Origin of the sequence: Micromonospora saelicesensis (assembly GCF_900091575.1) — a bacterium.
GTDB lineage: Bacteria > Actinomycetota > Actinomycetes > Mycobacteriales > Micromonosporaceae > Micromonospora > Micromonospora saelicesensis.
The window spans coordinates 525,935-541,474 of record NZ_FMCR01000003.1; the positions used below are offsets into that span (position 1 = coordinate 525,935).

At 69.3% G+C, this 15,540-nt stretch carries 15 protein-coding genes; 4 read left to right on the plus strand and 11 right to left on the minus strand.

Annotated elements, in window-relative coordinates:
* Positions 1-2: 2 nt before the first annotated feature.
* Positions 3-1,316 (minus strand): hypothetical protein, encoded by a 1,314-nt coding sequence (locus tag GA0070561_RS15500; protein WP_091401072.1) that lies wholly within the window; start codon positions 1,314-1,316, stop codon positions 3-5.
* Between the two features lie 488 nt (positions 1,317-1,804).
* Here GA0070561_RS15500 and GA0070561_RS15505 point away from each other — a divergent pair, with 488 nt between their 5' ends.
* Positions 1,805-3,367 (plus strand): pectate lyase family protein, encoded by a 1,563-nt coding sequence (locus tag GA0070561_RS15505; protein WP_091401075.1) that lies wholly within the window; start codon positions 1,805-1,807, stop codon positions 3,365-3,367.
* A 144-nt stretch (positions 3,368-3,511) separates the two neighbouring features.
* Here GA0070561_RS15505 and GA0070561_RS15510 read toward each other — a convergent pair whose 3' ends face one another.
* From GA0070561_RS15510 to GA0070561_RS15530, 5 genes are all read right to left on the minus strand, one after another.
* Positions 3,512-4,822: a radical SAM protein gene (locus tag GA0070561_RS15510; protein ID WP_091401077.1), complete on the minus strand. Its 1,311-nt coding sequence runs from the start codon at positions 4,820-4,822 to the stop codon at positions 3,512-3,514.
* Between the two features lie 61 nt (positions 4,823-4,883).
* Positions 4,884-5,288, minus strand: a complete 405-nt coding sequence (sodN, locus tag GA0070561_RS15515; RefSeq protein WP_091401080.1) for a superoxide dismutase, Ni — start codon at positions 5,286-5,288, stop codon at positions 4,884-4,886.
* Between the two features lie 100 nt (positions 5,289-5,388).
* Positions 5,389-6,201 carry an inositol monophosphatase family protein gene (locus GA0070561_RS15520; RefSeq protein ID WP_091401082.1) on the minus strand — a complete coding sequence of 271 codons (813 nt, stop codon included), beginning with the start codon at positions 6,199-6,201 and terminating at the stop codon, positions 5,389-5,391.
* A gap of 67 nt (positions 6,202-6,268) precedes the next feature.
* A complete protein-coding gene (locus GA0070561_RS15525; RefSeq protein ID WP_091401085.1) occupies positions 6,269-6,784 on the minus strand; it encodes a hypothetical protein in 516 nt (171 codons plus the stop codon).
* Between the two features lie 117 nt (positions 6,785-6,901).
* Complete coding sequence (locus tag GA0070561_RS15530) at positions 6,902-7,348, minus strand: iron chaperone (protein ID WP_091401087.1); 447 nt, start codon at positions 7,346-7,348, stop codon at positions 6,902-6,904.
* Positions 7,349-7,557: 209 nt separating this feature from the next.
* On the opposite strand from GA0070561_RS15530, the gene GA0070561_RS15535 reads away from it, so the two are divergent.
* The gene (locus GA0070561_RS15535; RefSeq protein WP_091401090.1) at positions 7,558-8,319 is read left to right on the plus strand and encodes a GNAT family N-acetyltransferase; all 762 of its coding nucleotides are present in this window, start codon (positions 7,558-7,560) and stop codon (positions 8,317-8,319) included.
* Positions 8,320-8,359: 40 nt separating this feature from the next.
* Positions 8,360-9,079 carry a hypothetical protein gene (locus GA0070561_RS15540; protein WP_091402151.1) on the plus strand — a complete coding sequence of 240 codons (720 nt, stop codon included), beginning with the start codon at positions 8,360-8,362 and terminating at the stop codon, positions 9,077-9,079.
* On the opposite strand, the gene GA0070561_RS15545 is transcribed toward GA0070561_RS15540, so the two are convergent.
* From GA0070561_RS15545 to GA0070561_RS15555, 3 genes are read right to left on the minus strand one after another with little or no spacing between them, the layout of a single operon-like run.
* Positions 9,076-9,792, minus strand: coding sequence for an NADPH-dependent F420 reductase (locus tag GA0070561_RS15545; protein WP_091401092.1), 717 nt, complete (start codon positions 9,790-9,792; stop codon positions 9,076-9,078). The two genes, GA0070561_RS15540 and GA0070561_RS15545, sit on opposite strands and share 4 nt — an antisense overlap.
* Before the next feature lie 27 nt (positions 9,793-9,819).
* Complete coding sequence (locus GA0070561_RS15550) at positions 9,820-10,848, minus strand: LLM class flavin-dependent oxidoreductase (RefSeq protein WP_091401095.1); 1,029 nt, start codon at positions 10,846-10,848, stop codon at positions 9,820-9,822.
* A complete protein-coding gene (locus GA0070561_RS15555; RefSeq protein WP_091401097.1) occupies positions 10,841-11,890 on the minus strand; it encodes an LLM class flavin-dependent oxidoreductase in 1,050 nt (349 codons plus the stop codon). Before GA0070561_RS15555 ends, GA0070561_RS15550 begins: the two co-directional genes overlap by 8 nt.
* A gap of 109 nt (positions 11,891-11,999) precedes the next feature.
* On the opposite strand from GA0070561_RS15555, the gene GA0070561_RS15560 reads away from it, so the two are divergent.
* The gene (locus tag GA0070561_RS15560) at positions 12,000-12,491 is read left to right on the plus strand and encodes a MarR family winged helix-turn-helix transcriptional regulator (RefSeq protein ID WP_091401099.1); all 492 of its coding nucleotides are present in this window, start codon (positions 12,000-12,002) and stop codon (positions 12,489-12,491) included.
* 16 nt (positions 12,492-12,507) lie between these two features.
* On the opposite strand, the gene GA0070561_RS15565 is transcribed toward GA0070561_RS15560, so the two are convergent.
* Together GA0070561_RS15565 and GA0070561_RS15570 are read right to left on the minus strand one after the other, a co-directional pair.
* A complete protein-coding gene (locus tag GA0070561_RS15565) occupies positions 12,508-14,940 on the minus strand; it encodes a DUF4132 domain-containing protein (protein ID WP_091401101.1) in 2,433 nt (810 codons plus the stop codon).
* A gap of 1 nt (position 14,941) precedes the next feature.
* On the minus strand, positions 14,942-15,334 hold the full coding sequence (locus GA0070561_RS15570) for a hypothetical protein (protein WP_091401103.1): 393 nt from the start codon (positions 15,332-15,334) through the stop codon (positions 14,942-14,944).
* Between the last annotated feature and the right edge of the window lie 206 nt (positions 15,335-15,540).

The window sequence follows — 15,540 nt, forward strand, 5'->3', positions numbered from 1 at the left end:
CCTCAGGGCTTGGACCGGCCCAGCAGCCAGCGCAGGATGCTGGCGTCCTCGTAGGTCGGCCCGAACGCCGCGTGGTAGTCCGGCAACGAGAACGCGGCGTCGGCGTACTCGGTGTAGCGCACCAGGTCGGCGGCCTGCTCCGGCGTCTTACCCCGGGCGGCGTACGCCTGCCGCAGCACGGCCGTGGAGTTACGCGCGCCCGAGACGTTGAGCAGGTGGTCGTGCTCGCCGTGGGTGATCCACACCGGCACCTCGGCCGCCGCGATGGCGGTCGCCTGGGTGGCGTTGACCGGGAAACCACCGGTCACCAACCCGCCGGCGAACAGGTCCGGACGCTTGGCGAACGCCTCCCAGAGCAGTTGGGAACCGTACGACACCGTGGTCGCGTACACCCGACGGGTGTCCACCGCGAACTGGCCGACGAACTGGTCGAGCAGCTTGACCAGCAGGTCCGCCTCGGCAGCCCCACCGACCCGCTGGTGCTGGGGCGCCAGGACGATGACGTCCTCGGCGGTGCCGGTCCACCGCGGTTGGAGCCACGCGGTCGCCGGGATGTCGGCGGCGAGTTGGACGCCGAGGTTGTCACCGTCCCAGCCCATCCCGTGACCGGGCAGGACGACCATCAGTGGGTACTTGCGGCCCGGCTGGTAGTTCTTCGGCAGGTGGTAGTGGTACGGCAGCACCATTCCGCCACTCAGGAACGAGCCGTAGGTGAACTCGTCGACCAGTTGGTTGACAGGCTTCTCGGTGACCGGTCGGGAGTCGCGCGGGGTGGCCCGGGCGAGCACCGGCCCCTTGCCGGCCCCGCGGCCGGGCTGGCCGTGCACGTCCTTGCGCTGCACGACCCGGGTCGGCAGCTCGGGATTGACCTTCACGGTGCAGAGGAAGGTCGGGCACTTGGAGACGATGACCGTCGAGCCGCCGGTGTCGGCGGGGTCGAGTTCGACGATGACGTACCTGCCCGGCGCCGATCGGTGGTCGGCGCGGGTGCCCGGCGTCCCGTTGGTGTAGGTGTGGGTGACGGTCCGGTCGGCGAGCTTCGGCAGGTCCTCGATGGGGTTGAAGCGGAAGTTGTAGATGGTGTCGGTCACCGAGAACGTGGCGGTGTCGAGGGTGCGGGGGTTGACCGTGGCCCCGTACTCGATCGCCACCGCCGAGACCTTCTGGCCGTACGTGTAGACGGTGGTGATCGGGGTGATGCTGCGGATTCCGTCCGTGGCGCCCCGGCTGCCGCTCGCGCTGCCGTACGCCGTGCCGGAGGCGCCGGCCAGGACGAGGGTGGCAGCGAGCGGGATCAGTCCTTTTCGCAGTCTCATGCGGGTCCTTTCTCGGGGGTGGTGCGCTCAGTCAGCGATCCCGCCCGGGACCGGGAGTGGGACGGGTCGGAGGCGAGCCGGTCGCTAAACTGATTTAGCAGAGCATCGATGGCGGGCCCGGCGGTGTCAATACCGAGCGCGCAACAAGCCGGGAGCCCGTGCCACCGACGGCCCGGACCACGCTGGCCCGCGCGCCCGATCTCTCTCGCGAGCACTGCAACAAACCTGCAAGCGTCAGCTATTGCCTTCAGGGAAACCGCTTTCCTACGATTGCGTTGCATCGATGTTTCATTTGACGGTCGGGCGAGCGGCGTTACCGGGCACACCCCGTTCGCACGACACGTCCCTGCTTCTACCAGGGCGCGAGAGACCTCGATGAAATCCTCGCGATTGACTGTCGCCAATTTGAATGATGTTCGTCGGCAGGTGCGGTCGCGATGTCCGTCGGGGCGAAGCCTGGAACGAGACGAATGAGAAGGTGAGGCGACATGAGACGACCAGTCGTGTTGCGACGTCAGGCGGTATTGGCCGGAGCGGCTGCGGCGGCCGTGGTGATCGCGGCCGGGGTGGTGCTGCCGGCCCCGCAGGCATCGGCGGCGGTCGGTAACGCCACCGGCTACGCCACCCAGAACGGCGGGACCACCGGCGGTGCGGGCGGGCAGACGGTGCGGGCCAGCACGGGCACGGCGATCCACGCGGCACTGTGCGGTCGGACCAGCAGCAGCACCCCGATCACCATCGAGGTGACCGGGACCATCAACCACGGCAACACCAGCAAGGTGTCCGGGTCGAGCTGCAACACCGCAGCGGGCGTGATCGAGCTCAAGCAGATCAGCAACGTCACCATCATCGGGGTCGGCAGCGGCGCCGTCTTCGACCAGCTCGGCATCCACATCCGCGACTCCAGCAACATCATCATCCAGAACGTGACGGTGCGGAACGTCAAGAAGTCGGGCTCGCCCACCTCCAACGGTGGGGATGCCATCGGCATGGAGAGCACGGTCCGCAACGTCTGGGTCGACCACGTCACCCTGGAAGCCTCGGGCGGGGAGTCCGAGGGGTACGACGGCCTCTTCGACATGAAGGACAACACCCAGTACGTGACGTTGTCCTACAGCATCCTGCGCAACTCCGGTCGTGGCGGTCTCGTCGGGTCCAGCGAGAGCGACCTGTCGAACGGCTTCATCACGTACCACCACAACCTCTACGAGAACATCGACTCCCGCACACCGTTGCTGCGCGGCGGGGTCGCCCACATCTACAACAACCACTACGTGAGCCTGCATGAATCCGGGATCAACTCCCGGGCGGGAGCCAGGGCCAAAGTGGAGAACAACTACTTCCGCGACTCCAAGGATGTCCTGGGCACCTTCTACACCAACGAGCGCGGCTACTGGCAGGTCGCCGGCAACGTCTTCGACAACGTGACCTGGTCCAGCGCCGGCAGCGAGAACTACCCCGCCGGCCCCAACCCGACCTCCAACACCACGGTCAGCATCCCGTACCCGTACAGCCTCGACGGGGCGAGCTGCGTGCCGGACATCGTCCGTCAGACGGTCGGCGCCAACACGGGCCTGAAGGTGTCCAACGGCAGTTGCTCGCCGCAGACACCGCCGCCCACCACCCCGCCGCCGACCACGCCTCCGCCCACGACGCCCCCGCCCACCACGCCCCCGCCCACGGGTGGGACCAACCTCAGCCTGGGCGCCGGTGCTGACGGCTCCAGCAAGGCCAGCGGGACCAGCTACGGCAACGTGCGCGACGGCAGCCTGAGCACCTACTGGTCGCCGGCCGGGTCGACCGGCACGATCTCGATCAAGTGGGGCTCGGCGACCCAGGTGTCCCGGGTGGTGATCCGCGAGCCGTCCGGCACCCAGGGCTCCATCGGGTCCTGGCAGCTGATCAACAACGACAACGGAGCCGTCCTGGCTTCCGGTAGCGGGGCCGGTTCGATCACCTTCCCGGCCGCCGCGATGAGCAAGATCAACTTCAAGATCAACAGCTCCAGCGGTACGCCACGGGTCGGCGAGTTCGAGACGTACGCCAGCTAGACGAGTGTCGCTCGGCCGATCGCCGTCGGAACCTTCGTCGGGGCGGATGCGGTTCTGAGCGGTATACCTCAGAGGCATATTTATACCTCTGAGGTATACCGCTCCTCGGCGGATCCACCTGGGCGGGTCAGCCGAGCGCGTCCGTCACGAATCCGTGGACGGCAGGGTGTCCATGAAGGAGCTGACCGAGAAGACCGCTCGCCCGGGGCCGGCGGGGCCGTACCCGGGCGGGCTGGACAGGCCGTGGGCGTCCATGGTCGCCCGGTAGGCCTCCAGCAGGCGGACGTGGTATTCGAGCGGCGCGCCCTGCGGGTTCGTCCGGCCCAGCGGTGTGGTGGGCTCCGGGCACCAGGTGGTGAACCGGGGCGTGATCCCCCGGGACATGAAGTAGTCAAGCCCCTCGGTGGTGGAGGCGATCGCCTCGTCGACGCTCGTGAAGCCGTGCGGGGCGGCCATCTCGACGCCCGCCACGAAGTTCGGGATCACGTTGCGCGGGCCGAAAATCTCGGCGGAGTCGAGGATGCGCCGGTGCCACTCCTCCCGGCCGACGTACCGCTCCTTGCCCGGGCAGTACAACTCGAACAGCCGCTTGTCCCACACCTCGTAGTTGGGGTGGTAGATGCGGATTCCGTAGTCGTGGAACCGCTGCACATCGGCTCGGGGCAGCGCCTGGGCCACGACCTTGCCGATCCACCGTCCGGGAAACCGCTCCTCGATCGCCTGCGCGTACTGGCCGTAGAAGTCGGCCTCGGCCAGCCCGTTGACCTGTGAGGTGATGCTGCCACCGGTGAGCGTGTACGCCTGCGACGCGCGGTCGACGTCGTGCCGGTTGATGATCTCCAGGGCTTCGAGGACCTCGTCGACGGGCTTGACCCCGGTGTAGGGCCGGCCGGCCTGCTTGTGCTGCCGCCAGTTGTGGTTGATGTCGCAGTACTGGCACTCCTCCTTTGCGCCGAAGTACTGGCAGACCCGGAACGCGGTGAGGTAGATGAGGTAGCCCCACTGGATCGTCGGTGCGACCTCCATCACCGACTTGCCGTTGGCGAGCGTGTGGCGGTAGTACGCCGGCATGGGGGGCAGCCCGACATCGGCGATCGGCCGCCCGTCCAGGAACAGGCGCAGTCGACCGTCGCTGTCGGTGCCGACGCGGTACGGCGAGCTGGGGTTGATGCGGACCGAAACGACGGTACGACGCAGCTCGTACGGACCCCCGGTGAGCACGATCTCCTCCGGTGGCCGGCGCAGCGCCGCCGTCCCCAACTCCGGCAGCGTCCGGTGATCGAAGGAGAAGATGAAGTACGACTTCGGCTTGACGTCGCCGTGCTCGTTGTCGGTCAGTGCCGCGTCGTCGAAGGCGAGCCCGCCCCGCAGCAGGTCCTCCTTGAGGACCGCCTCCCGAGGCACGTGTGGAAAACGGCCCATCAACTCTTCGACGAGGTCGGTGCGCGACGTCATGCGGTTCCTCCCGAACGCGGTACGCCGAACCGGGTGGCCGGTGCCACCCGGTGCCGGCTGATCAGCCCTGCTTGGTCTCCCAGAAGATCTTCGAGATCTCCTCGATCTTGCCGAGGAGCTGCTCGGCGACCGCCGGGTCCGCGGCGCCCTTCGCGCCGCCGGCACCTGCCAGCTTGGTCGCCTCGTTGAAGAGGCCGTGCAGCTGGGGGTACTTCTCGAAGTGCGGCTGCTTGAAGTAGTCGGTCCACAGGACCCAGAGGTGGTGCTTCACCAGCTCGGCTCGCTGCTCCTTGATGAGCAGCGCGCGGGTGCGAAACTCCGGGTCGTCGCTGGCCTGGTACTTCTCGGAGATCGCCTTGATCGACTCGGCCTCGATGCGAGCCTGCGCCGGGTCGTAGACGCCGCAGGGGAGGTCGCAGTGCGCGCTCGCGACGGTACGCGGGCGGAGAAGGCGGGACAGGAACATCGGAATCCCTTCGACGGTGGTCGTTCAGCTGACGTACGTCCGGGCGCGGCGGCCCTGACGTGATCATCTAGGGACGCTAGAACCTCAACCGCGCTTCATGTCAAGGTCGAGTCGATCGCGAGGCCTGTTTCCGGATGAGCGTCAGCAGGGCGGCGTGCGTCCGCTCGTCCGCTGCCGCGACGAGACCGTCCCCACCGGCGTGCAGCGGCTGGCCGTCGAGCCCGGTGACCACGCAGCCGGCCGCCTGGCAGAGCGCGATTCCGGCCGCGAAGTGGACGCTGTTGCCCAGGTCGTGGCGGTCCGTCACGTAGGCGGCGCGGCGACCGGCGGCCACCCAGGCCACGGCGAGGCTGGTGGAGACCACCCGCGGCCGGAACTGTTCCTGGAAGCCCTCGTCGGCGAGCATGCGGGCGGCCAGGAAGACGTCCCGGTTGGGGAAGGGCGGGTCGAGGTTGAGGTCGACCAGCGTCGACTCGGCCGACGGGAACAGTCGCTCGTCCGTCCCCGCACCCCGGACGTACGCGGCGGTGCCGTCGGTCCAGAACACCTCATCGGCGAACGGGTCCGCCGAGGCTGCCACGGTGACGTCCGGCCCGGTGCGCAGGGCGACGTTGACCGAGGCCAGCATGGTCCGCGCGGCAAAGTTCAACGTGCCGCACAGCGGGTCGACCAGCCAGGTGCGTCCGTTGTCGCCCGTACCCGTGCGCCCGCTCTCCTCGGCCACCACGGCGTCGTCCGGACGCGCCGCGCGCAGGACGTCGAGGATGGCCTGCTCGGCCTCGACGTCGGCGGCGGTGGCGAAGTCACCGCCGGTCTTCATGATGCGCGTCAGTGCTGAGCCGTACCGGGAGCGGACAACTGCGGCTCCAGCTTCGGCCGCCTCGACAACCAGCGCTTGGTCTGTGATCGACATGCACGAACCATAGGAGCTGTGGGCAACGTCGATGACTGCCCGTACCGGGGCGTGGGCGCCGAGCGGGTCAGTCCGACAGTTCGATGATCGGTAGCTGACTGACAACCGCCGTCATGATCATCGGAGCGTCGCCGTCACACTGGTTGACCGAGACCGCGATCCACCGACCCCCGGTCACCGTCGGCCCCCAGACCGCCAGGTCGCCGTAACAGTCCAGGTCGCAGAGCGACTGGAACAGCGCCGGCATGGGTTCACCGGCCTGATCCCGAAACAGCGGCACCCGCATGGAGACCTTGCGGTGCGCGCCCCACCTCTGGTCCAACTCCGCTACGACCAGGGCAAGGTTCGCCTCGGCGGCATCCTCGGCCTCGTTCCATTCGGGACCGTACACACCCGTCAGGGCTTCGCTCTCCCAGAGCGGGACGATCCGAAAGCCCTCGCCTCGGGTGCCCGTCCACTCACCGGTGACCGGGTCCCCCTCGCTGACCGGCACGCCGCCCGTGGGCAGGTCCGCGGCGAGCAACGACTCGATGTCGGACACTGTCCGACCGGTGTCGAACACCTCACCGGCCCGGCCGGTCATCGGGGGACTCGTCGTACCGCCGGCGGCCCATACCGCATCGTCCGCACCACCTGTCTCCGTCGGCTCCGGCCCTCGATCATCGCACCGTGAGCGAGTCAGCGAGGGGGCGGGCGTCGGTCAGGAGACCGCCGTCTGCACCAGCTCGGTGATCTTCTTCTCCACGGCCGGGCCCCACTGCTGCAACGCGTACGCCACCGGCCAGAGGTCCCCGTCGTCGAGGTTGGCCGGGTCCTGGAAGCCCAGCGTCGAGTACCGGTAGTTGAACTTGCCGGAGTCCTGGAAGAAGACGACGATCTTGCCGTCCTCGTTCGCGTAGGCGGGCATCCCGTACCAGGTCTTCGGCGTCAGGCCCGGGGCGGCGGCGGTCACCGTCACGTGCACCCGCTCGGCGAGCGCGCGGTCCTCCGGCTCCATCTGCGCGATCCGGTCGAGGACCGCTTGCAGCCCGTCCGCCTTCTTGGCGCCCTTCTTGCCCTCGGCGCGCAGCTCGTCGGCGCGCTCCTTCATCGCGGCCCGCTCCTCGGGGCTGAAGCCGTCGGACACCTTCGTGGTCTTCGCGGACATTCTCGGGCTCCCTCTCGTCGTCCAGGTCGGCGTGCTGCCGTTCACCTGGGGAAAGGCTAGGCCGCTCGGGCTCTGTCGGGCTTCTCGATTCCTGATCGGTTCGAAGCCGGACAGCAGGTGGCGGTCGTCGTACCCGTGATTTGCTGGTCAGCGTGATCGGTGGCTAGGTTGTCGACCGAAGCAGAACGACCGGTCTAGGGAGTCCCGTCATGAACATCACCGCCGATCGGATGGCGGCGGCGTACTTCGACGCCTTCGAGACGCTGTGCACTGTGACTCCGAAGGGCGGGTACGCCGAGCGGGGCACCGCCCGCGCGGGGGTGACGCAGGCCGGCGTCGCGACGCTCAACGCGGCCTACGACAGGTCCACCGAGCCCGACCTCGGGTCGCTCGACGAGATGGCGACCGAGGTCGGCGGGCAGGCCGCGCACTGGTCGATCATCGTTCGGGGCGAGGCGGACGACCAGGTCGCTGACCTCGCGGCCCGGCACGGCCTCCTCGAACGCGCCGAGCTGCCCCTGCTGGCCTGCGCGGCGGACGACCTCACCTTCCGTGCCGGCTCGACAGAGCGCCCCTCGGTGCGTCAGGTCGGCGCCGCCGAGAACGACCTCTACACCGACGCCCTCACCCGGAGCTTCGAGGTTCCCGAGGGCCTCTTCGGATCGCTGATGGGTGGTGCGGTGCTCGACGCCGACCCCATCACCGGCTACCTGGCCGAGGAGTCCGGCCGGCCCGTCGGCACCGGACTCGGGATGCGGACCTCCGGGGTTGTCGGCGTGTTCAACATCGCCGTCGTTCCGTCCGCCCGGGGTCGTGGCCTGGGCCGGGTGATCACCGAGACGGTTCTGCGGGACGGCATCGCGGCCGGCGCGGACGCCGCCTACCTGCACACCAGCGTGATGGGTCGGCCACTCTACGAGTCGATGGGCTTCACGCTCGTGGAGACCTGGACCATGTTCCACGCGCGGTGACGGACGATGTCGACCGGTGTCAGTGATGGGGGAGAAGGCCATGACCTTCAGTGAGAGCGTGCGCTCGGCGTTTCGCCGAGGCGAGACCGACGCCGTGGTGCGGATGAGCGAGGCCGAGATCGAGCGGGCCCAGGCCGCCGGTGACCTGGCGGGCGAGGTGGAGGCCCGGTACAGCCTCGCCCGGGTCGCCATTCGTGGCGGTGACCTGCCGGGGGGAGAGGCACGGGCCCGGGAAGCTCTCGCGGTGGCGCTGCGCTCCGGCGACCGGGCCCTGGAGGAACGACCGAGGCACGTGCTGGCCGGCGTGGCGAGGATGTCCGGTGACCTGCTCCGCGCTCGGGACCTGTACCGCGAGAGCATCGCGCTCAACGAGGTGCTCGGCCAACCCAAGACGGTCAACTCCGAATTCCACAACCTCGCGTTCTGCGAGTTGGGGCTGGGCAACCTGGACGTGGCCCGGACGCTGTTCGCCGAGAACCGCGAGCGGGTGTTCCACAACGGCTGGGCCGACTTCGTGCCGTACGTCTGCGTCGCTGGCGCCGCGCTCGCGACCGCCGAGGGGGACCACTCCCGCGCGGCCAGGATGATCGGTGTCGCCGATGCCGCGTTCGCGGCACTCGGCCAGGTGCCGGACCCGGACGACGCGGCGGACCTCGCCAGGATGCGCGCCGCCGCGACCGAGGCGCTGGGCCCGGGCGACTTCGACGAGCAGTACGCCGTGGGCCAGCACCTCGAACCGCGGGCGGCGTTCGACGCCTAGGCCGCGTCGGGCGAGGTCGAGGCTCGGGCGGCGGTGATGATCCGTCCCCGCTCCGAGTCGGGGAAGCGGTCGAGCATGGCGCGTACCTCGTCGGCGCTCACGTTGGCGCCGAACAACTCGCTGCCCGGTTCGAGTCGTACCCCCTCGGCCAACGGGCCGGCGACGACCGGATCGAAGCCGAGCGCGTCCACCAGGCCCGCGACCTCGGTGAGGTCGGCGTCGTCGTCGCCGGCGATCGCGATGGCCTTGCGGCCGGTCGCCCCCGCCGGCCGGGCCTCGTCCTCCAGGTCGTGATAGCCCATGTGGTTGAACGCCTTCACGACGCGTGAGCCGGACAGGAACGCCTGGACGGTCTCGCTCGACGAGGTACGCGGGTTGGTGAGGTCGTCGCGGATGCCGTCGATCTCCCACCAGTAGTTCATGGCATCGACGACCAGCTTGCCGCGCAACGCCTCGGCGGGAACGCCGCGGTACTTGCCCAGAGGCAGGGCGAGGATGACGACGTCGGCGTCTGCCGCCGCGTCGACCGCCGTGGTGGCCTCGGCCCCCGGGGCGAGGACCTCGACGGTGAGGGCGATCTTCGCCGGGTCGCCGGAGCCGGCCACCCGTACCCGGTAGCCGGCGGCGACGGCGAGCCGGGCGAGCACCGTGCCCACCTTGCCGGCCCCGAGGATGCCGAGGGTCGCCGGCCGGCTCCGGTCGATGTCGTTCATGTCGTCCTCTCGCTTGGAAAGTGCTGATCAGGCCAGCAGTTCGCGGACCATGGGGATCACCTTCGAGCCGTAGAGTTCCACGGCGCGCATCCGGGCGCTGGCCGGCTGCGCTCCGGCCGAGTAGATGAGGTCGAACCGGCCGACGCCGAGGCTGCGGATCGCACGGGCCATCCGGCGGGCCACCGTCTCCGGTGAACCGATGTAGAGGGAGCCGTTCTCCACCTCGGAGTCGAACTCCTGACGGCGGATCGGGGGCCAACCCCGCAGTTTGCCGATCCGGTCTCGCATGATCCGGTAGTGCGGCCAGTAGATCTCCTTGGCCTGCTCGTCGGTGTCGGCGATGAACCCCGGCGAGTGCATGCCGACCGGATGCGCGGTGGTACCGAGCTGATCGGCCGCCCGGCGGTACAGGTCGATGTAGGGCGCGAAGCGCTCGGGGGCGCCGCCGATGATGGCGAGCATGAGTGGCAGCCCGTACTGGGCGGTGCGGACGACCGACTGCGGCGAGCCACCCACACCGACCCAGGTGTCCAGGTGACCCGATTCGGTCTTCGGGAACACGTCGGCGTTCTCCAGTGGGGCACGCAGGGTGCCGCTCCAGGTGACCGGCTTCTCGTCCAGCAACTTGACGAACAGTTCGATCTTCTCCTCGAACAGCGTGTCGTAGTCGCGCAGGTCGTAGCCGAAGAGCGGGAACGACTCGGTGAACGAGCCGCGACCGAGGATGACCTCGGCTCGGCCGTTCGACAGCGCGTCCACTGTGGCGAAGCGCTGGAACACCCGTACCGGGTCGTCCGAACTCAGCACTGTCACACCGGAGGCCAACCGGATCCGCGAGGTGCGGGTGGCGATTCCGGCCAGCACCGTCTCCGGCGTGGAGACCGAGTACTCCGGCCGGTGGTGCTCGCCGAGGGCGATGACGTCGACCCCGAGTTGGTCGGCGAGCACGGCCTCGTCGACGACCTGCCGGATCGCCGCCGCGTGGGAGACGAGCTTGCCGGCGTCGTCCTGCGGTACGTCGCCGAAGGTGTCCAGGCCGAACAGCAGATCAGACATGGTTGGGCTCCTTAGCCAGCAGCTCCCGGACCCGCGGCGCGACCTCACTGCCCAGCAGTTGGATGGTGCGCGCGCGTGCCTCACGGGGCAGGTGCATGATGTCGTACTTCAGGTCGAAGCGGCTCAGTCGCAGGTCGCGAGCGACCTTGGCGATCTTCTGCGCCACCGTCTCGGGCGAACCGACGAAGAGCGCCCCGTGGTCGATCTCGGCCTCGTAGCGCGCGCGGTCCGGTTTGTAGAAGCCGCGTTCGGCGGCCAGGGCCGCCACGACCGGCTGCCAGTATCGCCACCACGTCTCCACCGCCTCCTCGTCGGTGTCTGCGACAAGGCCGAGTGAGTGCTGCCCGATTGGCTGCAGGGTATGCCCGAATTGTTCGAGCGCCCTGGTGTAGAGGTCGACGTGGCCGGCGAAGCGCTGGGGGCGCCCGCCGATGATCGCGAGCATCAGTGGAAGTCCGTGCCGGGCGGCGCGGATGACCGAATTGGGGCTTCCCCCGACACCGATCCAGGTCGGGATACCGCCGGGCTGCATCCGTGGGTGCAGCCGCTGCGCTGTCAGTGGGGTTCGTACCGTGCCGGACCAGGTGACCGGTTCGTCCTGCTGAAGCCGCAGGAAGAGGTCGAGCTTCTCCTCGAACAACCGCTCGTAGTCGGCCAGGTCGTAACCGAACAGCGGAAACGACTCGGTAGCGGATGCGCGCCCGAGGACAATCTGGGCGCGGCCGTCGGAGACGGCGTCGAGGGTGGAGAACTCGTGGTAGAGCCGTACCGGGTCGTTGGTGCTGAGCACGGTGACCGAGGTGCCGAGGCGAATTCGCTCGGTCGCCGTCGCGGCCGCGGCCAGCAGCACGGGTGTGGCCGAGTCGTTGTGGCCCTCGCGGTAGTGCTCACCGACGCTGAACACGTCGAGCCCGGCCGACTCGGCGAGCCGTGCCTCGTCCACGAGTAGCCGTACGGTCTCGGCGTCGCTCAGGACCCGGTCGCCGTCGGTGGCCACCTCCCCGAACGAGTTGAGCCCCAGCTCGAAGTCTGCAGCTGCCATCGTCTCCTCCTCGGTGCAATCCGCCGGTGACCCACGGGAGCGGACCTACCGGTTGACGTGTCAATGATGCTAACTTGGCGATTGACACGTCAATTCCCAGGAGAGTGAGATGACGGAGGCCACACCCGGCCGGCGGGGCGGACGCCAGCTCCCGACCGCCGACGAGCTGCGAATCTGGCGGGACTTCATCGAGACGACGGCAGCGCTCGGCTCCCGGCTCGAGTCCCGACTACAGGGCGACTCCTCGCTCTCGACCGGGGACTACTCCGTGCTCCTCGCCCTCAGCGAGGCGGAGGGCCAGGCGATGCGGTCGTCCGAACTCGCCTCGCACATCGGGTGGGAGCGGAGCCGGCTCTCCCACCATCTCGGGCGGATGGAGCGGCGCGGCCTGATCCGCCGCCAGGAGTGCGCCACAGTTCCTCGCGGTGCGGAGGTGCTGCTCACGACGGCCGGCGCCGAGGCGTTCAGGGGAGCCACCTTTCCCCACCTGCGCGCCATCCGGGAGCTCTTCGTCGACGCACTCACCCCGGATCAGATCGTCGCGGCGGGCGAGATCGCCACGGCGCTGCGAGCGCAGCTCGACGTCCTGGGGAAGGACTGACCACTGGGCTTCCCGGTCATCTGGCGAGCTGCCCGAGCACCGTGGTGTCGGTGATCGTGTCGTCGGCGGCCAGCATGAACGCCTTGGACAGGATCGTCGACAACATGGGGTCGTCGTCGAAGGGCAGGTGCAGCCGGCCCGTGCGGTCGCGTGCCGCGACGATGCAGAGATAGGCGTCGTCGGGCTCCATCATGATGTTGCCGGACCCGAGGTGGATCCGGTAACTGCGGATGGTGCCGCGGACGTGTAGGTACCGCTCGGAGAGGCGCACCCGATCGGCGATGTTCGTGCGGGGCAGCAGCCGAGCCAGTGCGTCCTTGCGCACCTGCGCCGACGGGGTCAGCTCCGCGATGGCCGTGCTGTGCCAGTAGGCGTGGAAGCGATCGTCGCCGCGATCGGCCCACTGCGGGTCACTGGCGATCGAGGTGACGCCGACGAACAGGTCCACGTCCCGCATGGCCTCGCTGAACACCAGCGGTGGCACGTCGACGACCGGCGTCGGTTGCCAGGTCGCGCCGTCGCGTTGGGCGAAGCGGACCTGGTCGGTGGAGCAGAACTCGACGTCGTAGCGGCGTTCATCAGTGTTGGCGACCAGTTGGTGGTGGAACGACGCCCGCCACATACCACCGCCGAAGGGCTTGGTGGCTTCGCTCTCGTAGCCGCCGTCCCAGGTGCCGAGGTATCCGGCCTGCCAGCCCCGGGCGCGGACGAGCGCGTTCGCCTGCCGGTACCGCAGGATGTGGGCGGCGAACCGGTTGGAATAGGTGTGCGTCCGCTCCTCGGCGGGCGTGAGCAGGTAGACCTCTCGGAAGGCCTGCTTGAACGGCTGCGTCAGACCGGTGGCGAGGACGTGCTCCCGCCAGGCGAGGACCTCGTCCGTCGTCGCGCGGACGGGATGCCAGAGCCTGACCTGATCCCCCGGGGCGGCCCGACCCTCCCGGTCGGCGATCGTCCAACCGTCGCTGTCGCGTCGGGGCAGGCCCGCCGTCCACCGGTGGCCGTCGCTGCTGGTCTCCCACACCAACCGCCGCCCGTAGGTCGCGGTGATCGGGTGTTCGAGGTATCGGGCCGACCAGTCCGAGTACGACCAGGTGCGCTCCTCGGACAGCAGGCCCTCCACCCGCTGGCGCTCGCCGGACAGCGTCGCGCCGACGCTCTTGACGAGGTCACGCAGTTGCCGGAGTTCGCCACCGTACGCCTGCTTCACCGCGGCCGGAACGCCCTTGAGCGGGACGGCGTCACGCGAGAAGGTCAGGCGCGCCTTTTCGCCGATCACCTCGACCGCCGCCTCGTACGGCCCGACCGCTGTGCACAGTCGACCGTCGGGGGTGAGCCCGTGGTCGTCGACGGCGAGTTCCATCACCTCGTTGAGCGACCATCCGCGCAGCGCCCCGAGGCTGGCCAGTGCGGTCTGGACACGGCTCTGCACCGCCTTGTTCCGGACCGTGACCGCCAGTCTCGCCAGCGTGCGTACCGGCGCCTCGCCGTCGCGTCCCGCGAGCAGCTGAATGGCCGCCACCGCCGTCTTCTGGGCATGGGGGAAGCCCGGCGACTGTCGCGGCGCCGCCGCCGCGGTGGCGGTGACCCGCGCCAACAGGTCCGTCGCCCGCTCGTCCGGCTGGCGCGACAGCGCCCAGACCAGGCCGCGCAGGAGGCGGTCGGTGTCGTCGTGCAGGGGCAGACTGTAGGCGGCGAATGCTTCCAGGATCGATTGCACGACCGCGGTGCCGTCCGGCGCGGTGGCGAGGAGGTCGTCGACGCGGCGCTGCCACTTCGCTGGCGCTGTCGGCTTCTCCAACGAGGCGCAGTGCGCCAGCAACTCCGGCACGCCTGGCGCGGCGAGGACGACACCCAGCTCGGCGCGGGCGAGCGGCCCGAACCCGTCTCCGTCGTGGAGCAGCCAGGACGGCACACTCCGGCCGGTGGCACGATCGAGGCCCGCGCCGATCATTAGGACGGCGCGTCGTCGAGGCTCCGCTGCGAGGAAATGGTCACCGACCAGTTCGCTGACGAGGGCGTCGAGGGCCGGCACCAGGTCGGCCAACTCGGCCGGCGCCAGGCGCGCGGCGACCACGGCTGGCAACTCCAGGTGCGCCCCGTTGTCGTAGGACTCGCCGCGCGCGCAGACCTCCAGGCACCAGACGAGATCCTCCCGCGTCCAGGGCAGGTCGCCGTCGGCGAGGCTCCGCACCACATCATTGAGCGCGGTGGGAGTCGAACTCGTCGCCGACTCCAGATGCATGGCCAGGGCGGCGCTACGGCGCAGCTCGACGGGCCACGTCTCGACAGCGCTCCACTCCGGCACGTTGGTCACCGAGAACCGCCAGTGGTAAGTGCTGGCGGCGTGCAGGACGGCCCTGATTCGAGCGTCCGCCTCGGCGAGACCGAGTTCCACCCGACGTCGGTCCGCATCGGTCAAGACGGGGAGGAGCGCTGCCCAGTCGGCCATGTCAGCCACCCACCAGCGGGACGAGCCGTACGAACGCCACGTCCGGGTCGGCCAGCAGGTCGATCTCCTCGTCGAGGTCCTCGATCTGGCGGTGCCCGACGAGCAGCAGGAAGCCGTTGCGGGCGAAGGCCTTACAGGCGGCGTCCGCCTGCTGCTCCCAGTCGAGCCGCCTGCCCGAGGTGACCCGGTAGCCGTTCAGGGTGGCCTCCGTGTCGGTTGGCTGAACCAACCCCCGGAAGTGCTCGGACTGCTGGGCGTTGAACCGGGCAACCTCCTCGCGGACGCGTAGCCGGACCAGCTCCCGAGCGGAGATGCGCTCCGGCAGCCCGGTCAACGGCCAGTGGTCGATGGCCTTCCCTGTCGCTGTCTCGTCCCGAACGATCGCCGTGGCCATGCCGCCATGCTCCTTGCTGTGAGGTGAGCGCGATCATGGCACGGGCGTCTGACGCGATGGAGGAGCGCCGCATCCGGCCACCACCTCATCCATGACAATTAGTGATCGGTCAATTGCTAAGGGCTATGCCCGGGTGGTCCAATCCTCCAGGAACCCGCCAATCCGCCTGCCCTGGCTGAGACGGCGACGGCTGCCGCCCCGGGAGG

Bases quoted from the DNA above. Each gene is read 5' to 3' on its own strand.
- GA0070561_RS15500 (WP_091401072.1), bottom strand. From the start codon at position 1,316: ATGAGACTGCGAAAAGGACTGATCCCGCTCGCTGCCACCCTCGTCCTG.
- GA0070561_RS15540 (WP_091402151.1), top strand. From the start codon at position 8,360: ATGACCTTCAGTGAGAGCGTGCGCTCGGCGTTTCGCCGAGGCGAGACC.
- GA0070561_RS15510 (WP_091401077.1), bottom strand. From the start codon at position 4,822: ATGACGTCGCGCACCGACCTCGTCGAAGAGTTGATGGGCCGTTTTCCA.
- GA0070561_RS15565 (WP_091401101.1), bottom strand. From the start codon at position 14,940: ATGGCCGACTGGGCAGCGCTCCTCCCCGTCTTGACCGATGCGGACCGA.
- GA0070561_RS15555 (WP_091401097.1), bottom strand. From the start codon at position 11,890: ATGGCAGCTGCAGACTTCGAGCTGGGGCTCAACTCGTTCGGGGAGGTG.
- GA0070561_RS15520 (WP_091401082.1), bottom strand. From the start codon at position 6,201: ATGTCGATCACAGACCAAGCGCTGGTTGTCGAGGCGGCCGAAGCTGGA.
- GA0070561_RS15505 (WP_091401075.1), top strand. From the start codon at position 1,805: ATGAGACGACCAGTCGTGTTGCGACGTCAGGCGGTATTGGCCGGAGCG.
- GA0070561_RS15560 (WP_091401099.1), top strand. From the start codon at position 12,000: ATGACGGAGGCCACACCCGGCCGGCGGGGCGGACGCCAGCTCCCGACC.
- GA0070561_RS15525 (WP_091401085.1), bottom strand. From the start codon at position 6,784: ATGACCGGCCGGGCCGGTGAGGTGTTCGACACCGGTCGGACAGTGTCC.
- GA0070561_RS15545 (WP_091401092.1), bottom strand. From the start codon at position 9,792: ATGAACGACATCGACCGGAGCCGGCCGGCGACCCTCGGCATCCTCGGG.
- GA0070561_RS15535 (WP_091401090.1), top strand. From the start codon at position 7,558: ATGAACATCACCGCCGATCGGATGGCGGCGGCGTACTTCGACGCCTTC.
- sodN (WP_091401080.1), bottom strand. From the start codon at position 5,288: ATGTTCCTGTCCCGCCTTCTCCGCCCGCGTACCGTCGCGAGCGCGCAC.
- GA0070561_RS15550 (WP_091401095.1), bottom strand. From the start codon at position 10,848: ATGTCTGATCTGCTGTTCGGCCTGGACACCTTCGGCGACGTACCGCAG.
- GA0070561_RS15570 (WP_091401103.1), bottom strand. From the start codon at position 15,334: ATGGCCACGGCGATCGTTCGGGACGAGACAGCGACAGGGAAGGCCATC.
- GA0070561_RS15530 (WP_091401087.1), bottom strand. From the start codon at position 7,348: ATGTCCGCGAAGACCACGAAGGTGTCCGACGGCTTCAGCCCCGAGGAG.